The 14,513-nt window shown below is 68.6% G+C and carries 14 protein-coding genes and 1 tRNA gene; 2 read left to right on the forward strand and 13 right to left on the reverse strand.

Annotated elements, in window-relative coordinates; translation table 11 throughout:
* Positions 1–3: 3 nt before the first annotated feature.
* Both EXE63_RS19295 and EXE63_RS19300 read right to left on the reverse strand, forming a co-directional pair.
* The gene (locus EXE63_RS19295) at positions 4–2,328 is read right to left on the reverse strand and encodes a xanthine dehydrogenase family protein molybdopterin-binding subunit (RefSeq protein ID WP_168143246.1); all 2,325 of its coding nucleotides are present in this window, start codon (positions 2,326–2,328) and stop codon (positions 4–6) included.
* Between the two features lie 135 nt (positions 2,329–2,463).
* A complete protein-coding gene (locus EXE63_RS19300; RefSeq protein WP_168143247.1) occupies positions 2,464–3,600 on the reverse strand; it encodes an XdhC family protein in 1,137 nt (378 codons plus the stop codon).
* A gap of 154 nt (positions 3,601–3,754) precedes the next feature.
* On the opposite strand from EXE63_RS19300, the gene EXE63_RS19305 reads away from it, so the two are divergent.
* Complete coding sequence (locus EXE63_RS19305) at positions 3,755–4,042, forward strand: hypothetical protein (protein WP_168143248.1); 288 nt, start codon at positions 3,755–3,757, stop codon at positions 4,040–4,042.
* Here EXE63_RS19305 and EXE63_RS19310 read toward each other — a convergent pair.
* The 8 genes from EXE63_RS19310 to EXE63_RS19345 all read right to left on the reverse strand — a co-directional run bounded on the left by EXE63_RS19310 (position 4,039) and on the right by EXE63_RS19345 (position 12,090).
* Positions 4,039–4,506 carry a hypothetical protein gene (locus tag EXE63_RS19310; RefSeq protein ID WP_234904186.1) on the reverse strand — a complete coding sequence of 156 codons (468 nt, stop codon included), beginning with the start codon at positions 4,504–4,506 and terminating at the stop codon, positions 4,039–4,041. The two genes, EXE63_RS19305 and EXE63_RS19310, sit on opposite strands and share 4 nt — an antisense overlap.
* Before the next feature lie 2 nt (positions 4,507–4,508).
* Positions 4,509–6,512 carry a glycoside hydrolase family 183 protein gene (locus tag EXE63_RS19315; RefSeq protein ID WP_168143249.1) on the reverse strand — a complete coding sequence of 668 codons (2,004 nt, stop codon included), beginning with the start codon at positions 6,510–6,512 and terminating at the stop codon, positions 4,509–4,511.
* Between the two features lie 121 nt (positions 6,513–6,633).
* The gene (locus EXE63_RS19320) at positions 6,634–6,999 is read right to left on the reverse strand and encodes a hypothetical protein (RefSeq protein WP_168143250.1); all 366 of its coding nucleotides are present in this window, start codon (positions 6,997–6,999) and stop codon (positions 6,634–6,636) included.
* A gap of 43 nt (positions 7,000–7,042) precedes the next feature.
* Complete coding sequence (locus EXE63_RS19325; RefSeq protein ID WP_168143251.1) at positions 7,043–8,059, reverse strand: zinc-binding dehydrogenase; 1,017 nt, start codon at positions 8,057–8,059, stop codon at positions 7,043–7,045.
* Entirely contained in the window at positions 8,035–9,621 is a 1,587-nt protein-coding gene (gene phnE / locus EXE63_RS19330; RefSeq protein ID WP_168143252.1) for a phosphonate ABC transporter, permease protein PhnE, read from the reverse strand. Before phnE ends, EXE63_RS19325 begins: the two co-directional genes overlap by 25 nt.
* A complete protein-coding gene (phnC, locus tag EXE63_RS19335; RefSeq protein ID WP_168143253.1) occupies positions 9,618–10,436 on the reverse strand; it encodes a phosphonate ABC transporter ATP-binding protein in 819 nt (272 codons plus the stop codon). The genes phnE and phnC overlap by 4 nt, the downstream gene beginning before the upstream one ends.
* A gap of 1 nt (position 10,437) precedes the next feature.
* Complete coding sequence (locus tag EXE63_RS19340; RefSeq protein WP_168143254.1) at positions 10,438–11,397, reverse strand: phosphate/phosphite/phosphonate ABC transporter substrate-binding protein; 960 nt, start codon at positions 11,395–11,397, stop codon at positions 10,438–10,440.
* Between the two features lie 15 nt (positions 11,398–11,412).
* Positions 11,413–12,090 carry a phosphonatase-like hydrolase gene (locus tag EXE63_RS19345; RefSeq protein ID WP_168143255.1) on the reverse strand — a complete coding sequence of 226 codons (678 nt, stop codon included), beginning with the start codon at positions 12,088–12,090 and terminating at the stop codon, positions 11,413–11,415.
* Positions 12,091–12,213: 123 nt separating this feature from the next.
* Between EXE63_RS19345 and EXE63_RS19350 the strand changes: the two genes are divergently transcribed.
* Complete coding sequence (locus tag EXE63_RS19350; RefSeq protein ID WP_210000824.1) at positions 12,214–12,927, forward strand: GntR family transcriptional regulator; 714 nt, start codon at positions 12,214–12,216, stop codon at positions 12,925–12,927.
* Here the strand turns inward: EXE63_RS19350 and EXE63_RS19355 are convergent.
* From EXE63_RS19355 to EXE63_RS19365, 3 genes are all read right to left on the reverse strand, one after another.
* Entirely contained in the window at positions 12,924–13,328 is a 405-nt protein-coding gene (locus tag EXE63_RS19355) for an HNH endonuclease (RefSeq protein WP_168143256.1), read from the reverse strand. The genes EXE63_RS19350 and EXE63_RS19355 overlap by 4 nt on opposite strands.
* A gap of 42 nt (positions 13,329–13,370) precedes the next feature.
* A tRNA-Thr gene (locus EXE63_RS19360) sits at positions 13,371–13,445 on the reverse strand.
* An 18-nt stretch (positions 13,446–13,463) separates the two neighbouring features.
* Positions 13,464–14,495 carry a hypothetical protein gene (locus tag EXE63_RS19365; RefSeq protein WP_168143257.1) on the reverse strand — a complete coding sequence of 344 codons (1,032 nt, stop codon included), beginning with the start codon at positions 14,493–14,495 and terminating at the stop codon, positions 13,464–13,466.
* Positions 14,496–14,513 lie beyond the last annotated feature (18 nt).

Genomic DNA, 14,513 nt, shown 5'->3' on the forward strand with positions numbered 1-14,513 from the left:
GTTTCAGCGGGTCCCTTCTGCATGTGCCTCGATGAGTTCGATGATCTTGGCCGGGGTGGCGGGCATCTGGGTGACGGTCACGCCCAGTGGGGCCAGCGCGTCGTTGATGGCATTGATGACCGCCGGCGGCGATCCGATGGCGCCGCCCTCACCGGCACCCTTGTAGCCGCCGACGCCGGGTCCCGGGATCTCGATGTGGCCGAACTCGATAGCCGGAACCTCGGTGGCGGTGGGCAGCAGGTAGTCCACGAAGGTGGAGGCGATCGGGTTGCCTGCGTCGTCGTAGGCCAGCTGTTCGAGCAGAGCGCCGCCGATGCCCTGCACGGTGCCGCCGGCCACCTGGCCTTCGACCACATTCGGGTTGATCATCGGCCCGACGTCCTCGCTGACGATGTAGCGGGTCAGCGTGACCTGGCCGGTCACGATGTCGACTTCGCAGGTGCAGGCGTGGGTTGCGTTGGCCCAGTGGATCATCGCCTGCGAATTGAATCGTGCGGTCGCCTCCAGGGTGGGGGAGACGCCGGCCAGCTGAGCGGGGTCGTAGTAGGACCGGTACGCGATATCGGCGAAGCTGACGCTCTTGTCGCGGTCACCGATGAGGACGGCCCGGGAATCAGCGAGCTCGATATCGTCGGGCTCGGCGCCGAGTATCTGGGCCGCGATCGCGACGATCTGTCCGCGCAGGACGGTGCCCGCTTCGTTGACCGCGCCCGCGGTCATCGGTGCGCTGCGACTGCCTTGGGTGCCCGCGCCGTACGGTGTCACCGCGGTGTCACCCTGGATGGTGGCCACGTCGTTGATATTGGCGCCCAACACGTCTGCGGTGAGTTGGACGACGGTGGTCTCGATGCTGTTGCCGCTGGAGCCGCCGTTGACGTAGACGTTGATCTTGCCCGTCGATTCCATCCTGATGGTGGCGCCCTCGGTGGCGAGGTTTCCGGTCGCCGCGCCGGTGGGCTCGATATAGGCCGAGAATCCGAGCCCGATATAGCGGCCCTGAGCCAGCGCCTCGGCCTGTTCCTTGCGGAAGCCCTCGAGGTCGAGGATCTTGACCGCCTGCTCGAAGGTGTCCGCGGGGGCACAGTTGTCATACGGCATCCCGTTGGGATTGAAGAACGGCATCTCGTCGCCGCGCAGGATGTTGATGCGCCGCAGCTCCGCGGGGTCCATCCCGATCTTTCGCGCTGCGATGTCGAGAAGCATTTCCCGGGTGAGGGTTTCGTACTGCCACGGGCCGCGGTAGGCGTGCAGCCCGGGGGTGTTGGAGAACACCGTTTTGTAGTTGAAGCTCGCCTTGGGCACCCGGTAGGGGCCGGGGAAGAACATGCCGATCGCGGCGGTGGTGAGCACCGGGTACGGCGTGGGGTAGGAACCGATGTCCTGGACGAAGTCGATGTCGGCGGCCAGGATCTTGCCGTCGGCATCGAAGGCCATCCGGACGGTGCCGTCGACGTGCCGGGACTGCCCGGCCGACATCAGGTTCTCGCGGCGGTCCTCGATCCACTTCAGCGGCGCAGGCACCCGGCGCGCGGCGAGCATGATGCTCATGTCCTCGCGCATCGGGACGACCTTCTGTCCGAAGCCGCCGCCGGTGTCGCGAACGATGACCCGCACGCCGTGGGCGGGGATGCCCAGCAGCCGGGCGGCGAAGGCGCGCAGTTCGTGCGGTGTCTGCGTCGACCCCCAGATGGTGAGCTCGGAGGTGCCGGCCGTCCACTCGACGACAATGCCGCGGGTCTCCATTGGTACCGGCACATACATCTGCTGGTAGATCCGCTCCTGCACCACATGGGCCGCCGAGGCGAACAGTTCCTCGTCCGGCGGCATGCCGCCCATGCCGCCCGCGACGTTGTCGGGGTAGGCCTCGTGCACGACGACATCCGACCCGATTGCCGTGCGGAAGTCGGCGACGGCGGGCAGCTGGGTGTAGTCGACGTCGACGAGATCGACGGCATCCTCGGCCAGGCGGCGGCTCTCGGCGATCACGATGGCCACCGGGTCGCCGACGAATTTCACCTCACCTTCGGCCAGCGGCGGGCGCGGGGTGTCGGGGACATCCTTACCGGCGACGGCGTGCCAGGCCTCGTGCACGCCCGGGTTGATATCGGCGGCGGTGAACACGGCGTGCACACCGGGCAGCGCGAGCGCGGCCGCGGTGTCGATGCCGTTGATGGTGGCGTGCGCGAAGGGGCTGCGCACGAAGCAGGCGTGCAGCATGCCGGGCCGCTGCACGTCGTCGACGAAGGTGCCCCTGCCGGTGAGCAGACGGGCATCTTCGATGCGCGGCACCCGGGTGCCGGCGTAGCGGGCGGCGACGGTTCCCGTCACGGGGGCTCCTGTTCATCGACTACTTGCGCGTGTAAGTGGGCTGAGTCACACGCACTATGCGAGCGGCGTTAGCCTACCCCGAGAAGGAGCGTTCCAAAAGAAGAGAGTGGCGTTACCGCACGTTGGCGCTGGTAGTCAGGCCGGTTCGTGGTGGATTCGGCCGTCCACCGCGGTCAGCGGGCGGCCACCGCCGCCCCACCGGCACGCGATGATCTCGGCGACGATCGACACGGCCGTCTCCTCGGGTGTGCGCGCCCCGAGGTCCAACCCGATCGGGCTGGACAGTCGCGCCAGATCGGGTTCGGTGAGCCCCGCCTCGCGCAACCGGGCGAGCCGGTCGAGGTGGGTGCGCCGCGATCCCATGGCCCCGACATAGCCGATCTGCGGCAGGCGCAGTGCCACCTCGAGGGCGGGCACGTCGAACTTGGGGTCGTGGGTGAGCACGCAGATCGCGGTGCGGGCGTCGACGGCGCCGAGCTCCTGCTGACCGCGCAGGTAGCGGTCGGGCCAGTCGACGACCACATCATCGGCCGCCGGGAAGCGGGCCGCGGTGGCGAAGACCGGCCGTGCATCGCAGACCGTCACCCGGTAGCCGAGGAAGGTCCCCTGCTGGGCCAGGGCTGCCGCGAAATCGATGGCGCCGAAGATCAGCATGCGCGGCCGCGGGGCGTAGCTCGCGACGAACACCGCCATGCCGGTCTCGGCCGTCTCGTCCAGCCGCTCGCCGTCGGGTCCGTAGGACAGCACCGCGGTGCGGCCGGCCAGCAGCAGACCCCGGGCGTCGTCGGCGACCGCGGCATCGGCACGCGCGGACCCGAGACCACCGGTCGCGACATCCGGTTCGACGATGAGCCGGCGGCCCAGCCAGGCGGTATCGGGGTGGGCGATGATCGTGGCGACCGCGATCGGGCGGTGCGCGTCGATGGCGTCAGCGACCTGGGCGAGCTGTGGAAAGGTCTGCTGCGACACCGGTTCCACGAACACGTCCAGGATGCCGCCACAGGTCAGTCCGACGGCGAAGGCGTCATCATCGCTGAAGCCGTAGCGCTGCAACGCCGGTGTCCCGGTGTCCACCACCTCGGTGGCCAGTTCGTAGACCGCCCCCTCGACACAGCCGCCGGATACCGATCCCGCCACGCTGCCGTCGGGTGCGACCACCAGTGCGGCCCCGGCCGGCCGCGGCGCGGACTTGATGGTGCGCACGACGGTGGCCAGGCCGGCGGTGCCACCGGCCCGCCAGGTGGTCATCAGGTCGTCGAGGACTTCGCGCACATCTGGGAGTCTAGGTGCGTGGGTCGGGGCGACGGCTCGGCATCGATTAGCTGTGCTAATTTTTAGTGGGTGTCGGGTGCTCCCGATGGGCGCATCGATGACGTGTCGGGGGACTTGAGCATCGAATGCCGGCTTGGGAAGAGGGGAGATCATCGTGATCGGATTGAAGAAACTCGTACGGAGTGCGGGCATCGTGGGCGCGGTCGGCGCCGGATCGCTCGGAATGGTGCTGGGAATCGGCGCCGGGGCCGCCCATGCCGCGCCGCCCGGCGGTGGCGGTATCGAGTTCGCTCAGGACCCCCCGTGGGTCAAGGATCGGCACGACGACCGCGGGTGGCGCGGTCATGACAACGGCTGGCGTGACGACGGGCGCCGATCCGGTCTGCACATCAACCTTCCGTGCGTGACCGGCCCCTATGGCGTCGTGACGTGGTGCCCCTAGGGGGAGCGGACCCACAGGCAGTGCCCGGACATGGTGATATCGAACAGTCTGGGCGCCACCTCGAATGAAAGCTGTTGTCCCGGAGCGCCTTCGGTGATCGCCGGAGGCCCGACGACGCCCGCGCTGATGACGGTCTGCTGAGTCGCCGTGCATCGGGTGTCCGGGTCCAGTGGTGTCGCGGTCCAGGCGCCGGGCAGCAGATTGGGGTTGCGCAGACCTTCACCGTGCAGCGCGATGGCCGGACCGAAGCTGACCCAGCGGTCGCTGGGATCGGCGGGAGCCGCCGTCGCCCGCCAGCGTCCGCCCGAACAGACCAGCGGCGCCGAGGTGCCCGGGGGCAGTGTGGCGGCCGCGGTCAGATCCGGTGCGCACACCGAGTCCAGCTGCGGCACAGCCGGTTCGGCGTGGGCGGGAGCGGCCGAGGCGAAGGCCGCGCCGAGTAGGACGATGACGACGCCGCGCACGGCTACAGCTTGGTGAGATCGGTCTTGACCAGCCAGACGTTGTAGTCGTTCCAGACCGACAGGTTGAAGTACAGGTCGTCACCGGTGCCCAGGGTGGACGGCGACCACGGGTGCATCATCGGGGCGTAGATGCCGCCGCCTTGCTGACCCATCACGACGGTCGGGCCGGACCAGGCGCCCTCAGGAGTATCGGAGGTGCGCAGGATGACGTTGTTGAACTGATCGCCGTGCATCGCCACGTATTTGCCGAGCGTCTTGTTGTACTGCACCGACATCTCGCTGACCTGGTTGCCGGCCTTACCGACGCCGCAGGCGCCGCTCTCCTTGCCGAAGATCGGTGAGGCCTTCGACGGGTCGTTGCGGTACCAGCCCGCCTTGTAGGCGCCCCACCCGAAGATCCCGCCCTTGCTGCCCTTGCTGTAGTACTCGTATTTGGTGACGTTGAGGATGTCGGCCTCGGCGACCCGGGAGAGGTAGGCCTGGCCCTGCCGCCCGTTGGGCGTGCCGTAGGAGTACACGAAACCGTCACCGGGGCGCACGAAGGCGGCCTGCTGGAAGTTCTTGTTGCCGCCGATCGGCGAGTTGGTCCGCACACTCTGTGGCGCGACGTACCAGTTCTCGCCGTTGTCCTCGGAATAGGCGATCGCCGAGTAGTTCGTCGACCAGGAACCGGCCGCGCCCCACTGTTTGACCGACATGAAACTGAGGTACTGGGTGACCCCGAACTGGGTGCCCGGGGTGGGCACCGAGATGCCCGCGGTGGGGATGAGCGTCACCCCGGTCGGCAGACCACGCGGCAGCCGCTCCGGCAGGATGATCTGGCGGGCGTAGTGCTCCTCCCACAGCGGCGATCCGCCGAACATGTTGCCGTTGAGCCACTGCCCGTCCGGGACGGCCATTCCGTTCGACAGGTCACGGTCCGGGCTGCGGAACAGGGTGTTCAACCTCCAGGTGCCGGTCATGTTCGGCCCGCCGAAGGTGTCACCGAAGGCGATGAGGACCTGGTTCTCGTTGATGGGGGTGGCCGGGTCATCGGGAATTCCGTTGTCCCACATGGTCCCGATATCGGTACCCCAGATGCCATACCGGTTGAAGGTGTCGTTCGGTGCCCAGTTCCCGGTCACCCAGTCCACGAAACTGGTGGACTGACTGAACTGGTAGCCCGGACGGGGGAAGGTCGGGCGCGGGTTCACCGCGGCCAGCGCCCGCGAGATGGTGTCGGTGGCAACACCTCCGGTGGATACCGCGCTCGACGGGTTCATCCGGGTCAGCAGGTTGTCGACCTCGCGGCGGGCGAAGGCCAGCAGTGTCCAGGCCAATGTGGGGCTGGCCGGCGATCCGGGAACGGCGCCGGCCGCCCAGTCCAGCACCTTGGCCACCACCTTGACGACCGGCGTCAACGGGTGCGGCGGCGCCGCCGCGATCGGCGTGACCCGGCGCTCGACCTGTGTTGCGGTCGCCGATGCCAGGGCCGCTGCCGAGGCGAAGACGGCCACCTTGTCCGCGCTCTGGAGAGTGTCGGTGGGGTCTTCGGCCCGGACGGGTTCGGCGGCCAAGGGTGCTGTCGTCGTCACCGGTGCGGTGGCCGCCGCTGCGGTTGCCTTCGTTTCGGGAACCGCGGTGGACGCCGCAGGCCGGCCGGCCCGCCTCGGCGAGAACGGCTTCTTGTCGGCCGTGCGCAGGCTGGGCCGCGGCTTCACGGTGCTCGGCCTGTCCGGCTTCCCCGGATCGGTGATGGTGTCGGTCTCGGATGCGCCGTCGGACTTCGTATTCGTCTGGGTGTCGCCGGATTCGGTCGTGTCGCCGGAACCGGAGGTGGACTCGGACCCGGCGGAGCTGGTGGTGGAGTCCTTAGCTGAGGACCCGGCCGACGAGTCGCCGGGAGCGGCCGCGGCGATGCCGTGGCCGGTGGCGATCGCGGTGCCGACGCCGAGTGCGACGGCCAGGCCCCCGACCCGGCCGATTGCCAGCCCACCGCCCCGCCCAAAATAAGCCGATGAGCCCATGAAGGTGCCTCCGTGCTGTCCGCCCCCGGCCCAACAAGTACTGCAATCAAACCTCAGCGCGGCCGATAGTGGAAGAGGCAAATACCCCACGGGTCACAGGCGTTGCAGGTGATCTGGTCTTTCAGTGGATCAGACCGGCCTCGCGCAGGGCGTCGGTGTACAGGTCGGTGGCCTCGTCGAGGCCGTCGTTGACCCAGGCGTCGACGATGCCGACCCGGTCGGCGACGATCTGCACCCGGTTGACCCAGCTTTCGAAGTCGGCGTCGCGCCGCAGCTGGTCGATCTGCTGCGTACTGCCCTGCACCAGGAAGAAGCCGCCGAGTTCGCTGGTCTGCGGCCGCAGGATCACCGCGTCGTACCGTTCGATGCGGCCGGTCTCGGCGAGTTCGGCCAGGAAGGCCCGCGACCTCTTGAGCGTGTCGAGGGCCTGCGGTTCGCGACCCTGGGTCGGCAGACCCCACGCGATCCAGAATCCGGCGTCGGACATGGTGAACCTCCTGCTGGGCGTCTGCCCCGAAGCTACACAGCTCTCAGGGCGCCACCGCGGTGCGCAGCGTCCGTGTCGGCGGCGGGCGCAGCGCAGCCGCCAGGTCGGCCAGCGGCACCGGGTCGGTGACCAGGCGGTGCCACGGATGCCGGTCGAGCGTGCGGTCCAGGAATCGCACCGCCTCGTGCAGGTGCCGGGGCTCGTAGTTGTGCACCCCGGTGATGGTCAGCCAGCGCCGGACGACTGTCTCCGGATCCACGCCAAGCGTGGGCCCGGGTAGTACCGACCCGGCCAGCACCAGCACGCCGCCGATATCCAGCCGGGCCAGCGCACCACTCACCGCGTCGGTGGAGCCGGTGTAGTCGATGGCCACGTCGACGGGTCCGCCGTCGCTGGACAGCGCCCCGAATCCGGTGGCCAGTGCGAGCCGGTCGGGGTGATTGTCGATCACCTGGACCTGCGCGCCGGCGTCCAGGCATGCCGCGACGGCCGTCAGTCCGAGCATTCCGGCACCGCCGATCAGTACCCGCTTACCCGACAGCGGGCCGGCTGCTTCCAGGGTCGCCATCACGGTGGCCGTCGCGCAGGCCGCCGGCGCGGCGACGGCGTCGGGCATCCGGGCCGGCACCACGGCCACGGCGGTCCCGCGGGGCAGCACGATGTGCTCGGCGTAGGAGCCCGACAGCGGCCAGTCCCCGTGAAACGGTTCGTGACCGGTCTTGCGCACCGCCGTGCATTTGGCCGTGCGACCGGATCGGCACCGGGAGCATTCGCCGCAGCTCACCGTCACCGACCAGACGATGCGTTGTCCGCGTTCGGCGCTCGCGCCGGGCCCGACGGCGATGACGTCACCGACGGCCTCGTGCCCGAGCACCGACGGGCACGGCGCGGGCCGCCGCCCGGTGACGGTGTGCAGGTCGCTGCCGCAGATGGTGGCCAGCCGTACCCGGACCAGGGTCTCGCCGTCCCGCAACGGCGGGATGTCGACCTTTTCGAGCGAGATGCCGGATCCGCCCGTCCACACCGCGGCGGTGGTCACACCAGGCGCGAACGTATCCATCCGGACAGCCTTTCGATCGAGTACACGATGACGAAGATGATGATCACGATCGCGCCGGCCACATCGAAGTTCAGCGTCCGGATCGACTCGAAGAGCAGGAAGCCCACCCCGCCGGCGCCCACGATGCCCAGCACCGTGGAGGTGCGGATGTTGACGTCGAACAGGTAGAGACTCGATCCGACCAGCGCGGGCATCGACTGCGGAATGACCGCGGAGAACAACGTCTTCCACCAACCGCCGCCCACTGAGCGGACAGCCTCCATCGGTCCGGGATCGATCTCCTCGACCGCGTCGGCGACGAGTTTGGCCAGGAATCCCACCGAGCCGATGGCCAGGGCACAGGTACCCGCGATGGGTCCCAGACCCAGCGCGGCGACGAACACCACGGCCAGGATCAGTTCGGGTACCGCGCGCACGGCCAGGATCCAGCCGCGAGCCAGCCAGTACACGGTGGAGCTGGGAGAGACGTTGCGGGCGGCCAGGATTCCCACCGGGATGGACAACACCACGCCGATCGCGGTGGACACCACCCCGATCGCGACGGTCTGCGCGGCGGCGTCGAACAGGTCCCAGCCCAGCGCGCTGAAGTTGGGCGGGATCATCCGGGTGAACACCTCGGCGGACGGAATGATCCAGGTGAACAACGACAGCGGGTTGATCCGCAGTACCACGAACGCCGCGATGACGGTGCCGACGAGCAGGCCGGAGAAACCGAATCGCATGGCCCGGTCACGCCGCGGGTCGGACTGTGCCGGCGCCAACAACATTCGCCGGATCACGATGGACAGCAGTTCCATCGCGACGATGATCACCAGGATGACGCAGACGATGCCGAGCGCCCGCGGATAGATCAGGCCGCGCAACGCGTCCTGCAAGGCGAAGCCGATACCGCCGGCGCCGACGAATCCGAGCACCACCGACATCCGCAGGTTGATGTCGATGCGGTAGACGAACGTGCCGATCCAGGACGGGATGACCTGCGGGATGACGGCATTGAGCATCTCGCGGAAGTAGCCGACGCCGGTGCTGCGGACCGCCTCGCGGGGGCCGGGATCGGTCTGTTCGATGGCATCGGCGAACAGCTTGGCCAGCATGCCGATGGAGTGCAGTGCCAATGCCAGGATGCCCGGGAGAACCCCGATGCCGAGCGCGCGCACGAACAGCACCGCGAACAGCAGATCCGGCATGGCCCGGCAGAACGTGATGATCGCGCGGGCTACGGCGTAGACGGCCGGGTGCGGCGTGGTGTTGCGGGCGGCCATGAACGCCAACGGAACCGAGACGATCGCGGCGAGGACGGTGCCCAGCACCGCCATCAACAGGGTTTCGACGGCCAGCACGCCGATTCGCCCGGGGTCGTCGAGGCGCGGCGGCAGCATGCGTTCCAGCAGTCGCACGATGTCGTCGAATCCGTCGACGAGTTCGGATGGGAAGAAGTCGATCGACCACGCCGACAGCAGGGTGGCGATCAGCGCCGCCACCGCGACCAGGTGCAGCAGGTCCGGCCGCGGCCGCTTGGCGCGATCGGGGGCGGTGCGGCGGTCCGCGACGGGTACGGTCACGTCCGCTGCTTCACGGACGGATCGACGGCCGGGTCGACGCGCTGGTAGATCGCCATCACCTCGTCGCGGGTCATTCCGACGGCGGGCCGGTCGAGCACCTTCTCGCCGTTGCGCAGCCCCACCAGCCGGTGCGCCCAGCCCAGTGCGAGGTCGACCTGATGCAGGGTGCAGACCACGGTGAGCTTCTCCTCGACACAGATCTGGAACAGCAGATCCATGACGACACCGGCATTCTCGGGGTCCAGGGAGGCGACCGGCTCATCGGCCAGCAACAGCGCGGGACGCTGCATGAGCGTGCGTGCGATGGCGATCCGTTGCTGCTGGCCACCGGACAGCGTGTCGGCGCGGCGCTCGGCGAAGTCGGCCAGGCCGACCCGGTCGAGGTGCGCCAGGGCGGCTGCCCGCATGTGCTTCGGGTAGGTCAGCGCGCCGTAGCGGGGGAACTTCAGTTGCCCGAGACCGCCGATCAGCACGTTCTCCAGGCAGCTGAGCCGGCCGACCAGATTGAAATGCTGGAACACGAAACCCACCCGGGTACGCAATGCCCGCAGCTGGGCCGCCGAGGCCTGGTCGACCCGGGTGCCGCCGACGTCGATTTGGCCTGAGGTGACCGGGTGCAGCCCGTTGAAGCACCGCAGCAGTGTCGATTTCCCGGAGCCGGAGAGCCCGAGCAGCACCAACAGTTCGCTGCGCCGCACATCGAGCGAGACGTTGTTCAGCGCAACGGTGTCACCGAACTTCTTGGTGACGTCGCGGGCGACGATGACGAGGTCGTCGCCCGCGACGGGATGGCCGGGACCGACCGGGAGCGCCATATCAGCCCTTGCACTTCTCGGAGCCGGTGACGTCACAGACGTGGCGCACACCGTCGTAGTCGGCATCGGAGGCCGGGACGACACCCCAGGCGCGCTCGTCGGTGATGCGGCATTCGTCGCCCTTGCAGAAGCCCTCGGCCTCAAGGCTGTTGGCATTCACCTTCTCGGTGAACAGGGCGGTGAGCTTGTCGATGGCCTCGGTGCCCAGCGAGTCGTTGGCCGCGAACACCGAGCCCGCGATCATCTCCGACTTCCACACCGTCTTCAGCTGACCGGGCTGCAGATCGCCCTTCTCGATCATGGTCTGGTCGACCATGGTGTCGAAGGCGAAACCGGCATCGCAGTCACCGTTGGCGATGGACAGCGCCGAGGCGTCATGTCCGCCGGCGAAGACCGGCGACATGGCCGCCGATACATCGGCCTCCGACCCGGACGTGATGACGCCTTCTTCGATGAGGCCAGCCGTCGGGTAGAGGAAGCCGGAGGTGGAGCCCGGATCGACGAAGCAGACCTTCTTGCCGGCAAAGTCTTTGAGGCCGTTGATATCCGAGACATCGGAGCGCGTCAGTCCGTAGGACTGGTAGCCGGGCTGCTCGCCCTCCTCGCCGATCACCGCGCCGAGCGGGGTGATCTTGGCGCCGTTGACCTTGGCCACCACATAGGCGAACGGGCCGAAGAAGGCGAGGTCGACGTTCTCGGCGATCATGCCCTCGACGACACCGGCGTAATCGGAGGCCTGGACGAACTCGATCGTGGAGCCGGTCTCCTTCTCCAGCAGCTTGATCAGTGGTTCATAGCTGGCCTTGAGGTCCGAGGAGTTCTCGGCCGGGATGGCGGCCAGCGTGATGGTGTCCGGGAAGCCCTGGGCATTGGCGGCCTCGGAGCCGGAGTCGGTGCTCGAACAGCCGGACAGGGCGAGGGTCGCCGCTGCGGCTGCCACTACGGCGATACGGATCTTCATGTCTGAGAGGTCCTTTCAGTGCTGGGGGAGGAAGAGTGCGGGGAAATCAGCGACCGAGGCCACCACGTGGGTGGCCCCGGCGGCGGTCAGGGTGTCGGCGCCGTGCGCGCCGGTCAGGGTGCCTGCGACGACGGAGGCGCCGGCGCGCAGGCCGGACAGGATGTCGCTGGAGGTGTCGCCGAGCACGGCGACCTTGGCGACATCGTCGATACCGGTGCGCAGCAGGGAGTTCAGGATCAGGTCGGGGTAGGGCCGCCCGCGCCCGCCGTCGCCGGGAGCGAGCGCGAGATCGGCGATATCGGCCCAGTCGAGCGCGTCGATGATGCGCTGCTGGGTGGCTGGGCTGAAGCCGGTGGTGAGTGCGACCTTCACGCCGGCCGCACGCAGTCGGGTGATCGCCTCGGTGGCGCCGGGCACCGGGGCGACGCCGCCGTCGATGCTGTCGGTGTAGACCTGTTCGAAGGTCGCGTTGGCCTGCTGGGCACGGTCCTCGGCGCCGAAGAGGTGCCGGAACACCTCGATCTTGGACTGGCCCATGGTGTCGCGGACATAGGTGCGTGCGGCCTCGCGTTCCTCGCCGGATTCGGGGACCCCGACGGCGGTGGCCGCTTCGTCGAAGGCGCGCAGGACCAGTCCGTCATCGGTCACGGTGGTGCCTGCCATGTCGAGAACGGCGAGTTCGATCGTGTGCATGAGCCCACCCTGACAGTTGGTCTATACCAAGGCGTGTATCGATGGCGAACGCTCGGTGAACACCATTCAACGTCTTGGTCTAGACCATGGTCTATGCCAACGTTTGCTATGGTCAGAAGGGTGATGGGCAGTGCGCAGCCGCGGGTGCTGAAGCATCAGGTCGTGCGCGCGCAGCTGGATCGGCTGCTGGACGGGCTGCAGGTGGGCGACCCGTTCCCGGCCGAACGCGAGATCGCCGACATGTTCGACGTGGCCCGCGAGACAGTGCGCCAAGCGGTGCGCGAACTTCTGCTGGCCGGCCGCGTCGAACGGCGTGGGCGCACCACCGTGGTCGCCGCACCCAAGCTGCTGCAACCGCTGGGCATGGGGTCCTACACCGAGGCCGCCCGCGACGAGGGGCACAGCGTGGACCGGTTCCTGGTCGGCTGGACCACCTTCGATGCCGATGAGGCGCTGGCCGGGGTGCTGCACGTCGAGGTGGGTGCACCGATTCTGCAGCTGGAGCGTGTCTTCACCACCGACGGGGTACGGGTCGGGCTGGAAACCTCGAAGCTACCCGCGCATCGCTACCCGGGCCTGCGCGAGAGCTTCGACTACCGAACCTCGCTCTACGCCGAGATCCGCAGCAGGGGAGTGATATTCGGGCGCACCGTCGACACCATCGACACCGCGCTGCCGGATGCCCGGGAGTCGGCCCTGTTGACCGTCGACGCGCGCACCCCGATGTTCCTGCTGAACCGGGTGTCCTATGACCAGCACGGGGTGCCGATCGAGCAACGACGCTCGCTGTACCGCGGCGACCGGATGACGTTCACCATCACCATGGAGGACCGCTAGAAGGACTTGCCCTCGGCGTAGCGCTGACGGCGGAAGGCGCGTCCGCTGCCGCGGTTGCGGCTCTTGTAGGTCGGCAGCTGGGAATCGCAGTTCGGGCAGACCAGACGCAGGTTGTCGCGGCGGTTGTTGTCCGGGTTGCCGTCGATGTGGTCGAGGACCAATGTCAGCGGGAGGCCCTGCCAGGTGTTCAGGGCGCTGCAGATCGAGCAGCACCCGGACTGGTCGGCGATCAGGTACTCGCGGATGTAGTGGCCTTGATGGCTACCAGGTCTGGCCACGCCTGATTCCAACCACAGCATGGTGGCCGCAACTCGCCGAGCAGTCGCCTGGCATGCGTTGCCGCAGTATATTTTCTGGCTGCGCTTGGAAAGCGTTGCGCCACATTCGAGGCAGAGTCTCATGAGCTGACGCTACGGGTGGGCACCGACAAGTCGGATGACGCGTGGAGCCCCCGGTCGGGATTGAACCGACGGCCTACGCTTTACAAGAGCGCCGCTCTACCACTGAGCTACGGAGGCGTTGTTACGCCGGATAGCTTAGCGGTCCTCGTCGATGATCCGTTCGGAGACCACCGCGCGCGGCCCGCTGCTACTGCGCCGGCTGCGCTGCCGCGGCAGCGGGATGCGCCCGGCGATATTGCTCAGCGGATTGACCACCTGGCTGAGCGTGATGACGGCCTCGTGCAGGGCGTCGATCGTCGGGGCCAGGGCCTCCAGCCCGGGCGCCAGCCGGTTCAGGGTGTCGGCGACGTCGGCCAGCTTGAGCAGCGGGCCGTCCGGATCGGTCAGGGTGTCCAGCAGCCCGCCCTCGGACAGCAGGGTGTCGGCCACGCCGTCCTCACGCAGGATCCGCTCGATCAGTCCGTCGTCGGCGAGCAACTGGTCGGCCAGCCCGCCGGGTGCGATCACCCGGGACAGCGCGCCGCTGTCGGTGGTGAGCCGGTCGATCAGGCCGCCCTCGGCGGTGATCTGGTCGACGAGCCCGCCCTTGGCCAGGGCGCGGCCCACCGGGCCGTTTTCGGAGAGCAGCTGTTCGGCGACGCCGTCCTCACGCAGCGCCCGTTCCACCAGGCCCTCGTCGGCCAACAGCCGGTCGGCCAGCCCACCGGGGGCGATCACCCGCTGGACGACCCCACCTTCGACGGTCAGCCGATCCACCAGCCCGCCCTCGGCGGTCACCTGGTCGATCAGGCCGTCCGGGGCGAGGGCGCGGGCGACCGGCCCGCTCTGGGCGTTGAGCCGGTCCAGCAATCCGCCGGGGGCGGTGAGCTGGTCAACCAGCCCGCCCGGGCGGAGCAACTGATTGAGCGGGCCCTCCGGGGCCAGTGCCCGGCCCAGCGGGGCGTCATCGTCCATCAGCCGGGCCAGCCGGTTCGCCCGGTCGACGGCATCGTCTATGCCGAGCATCGCCGCAAAGCCGGTGGTGCCGCTGGACGGGCTCGCGTCGTTGAGCGACCGCTGGACGACCTTGAGCGTGCCACCTGCGATGTTCAGACCCAGATCGGCGACGGCGAGGCCGACCCGGACCGGGGCCGTAGCAACCTGCACGATCGAGTTGGCCAGGTTCATGCCGTCAGTCTAGGGCGA

The sequence above is a fragment of the Mycolicibacterium frederiksbergense genome, from assembly GCF_012223425.1.
In the GTDB taxonomy this organism is placed as follows: domain Bacteria; phylum Actinomycetota; class Actinomycetes; order Mycobacteriales; family Mycobacteriaceae; genus Mycobacterium; species Mycobacterium frederiksbergense.

Bases quoted from the DNA above. Each gene is read 5' to 3' on its own strand.
- EXE63_RS19340 (WP_168143254.1), bottom strand. From the start codon at position 11,397: ATGAAGATCCGTATCGCCGTAGTGGCAGCCGCAGCGGCGACCCTCGCC.
- EXE63_RS19315 (WP_168143249.1), bottom strand. From the start codon at position 6,512: ATGGGCTCATCGGCTTATTTTGGGCGGGGCGGTGGGCTGGCAATCGGC.
- EXE63_RS19355 (WP_168143256.1), bottom strand. From the start codon at position 13,328: ATGAGACTCTGCCTCGAATGTGGCGCAACGCTTTCCAAGCGCAGCCAG.
- phnC (WP_168143253.1), bottom strand. From the start codon at position 10,436: ATGGCGCTCCCGGTCGGTCCCGGCCATCCCGTCGCGGGCGACGACCTC.
- EXE63_RS19320 (WP_168143250.1), bottom strand. From the start codon at position 6,999: ATGTCCGACGCCGGATTCTGGATCGCGTGGGGTCTGCCGACCCAGGGT.
- EXE63_RS19325 (WP_168143251.1), bottom strand. From the start codon at position 8,059: ATGGATACGTTCGCGCCTGGTGTGACCACCGCCGCGGTGTGGACGGGC.
- EXE63_RS19365 (WP_168143257.1), bottom strand. From the start codon at position 14,495: ATGAACCTGGCCAACTCGATCGTGCAGGTTGCTACGGCCCCGGTCCGG.
- EXE63_RS19345 (WP_168143255.1), bottom strand. From the start codon at position 12,090: ATGCACACGATCGAACTCGCCGTTCTCGACATGGCAGGCACCACCGTG.
- EXE63_RS19350 (WP_210000824.1), top strand. From the start codon at position 12,214: ATGGGCAGTGCGCAGCCGCGGGTGCTGAAGCATCAGGTCGTGCGCGCG.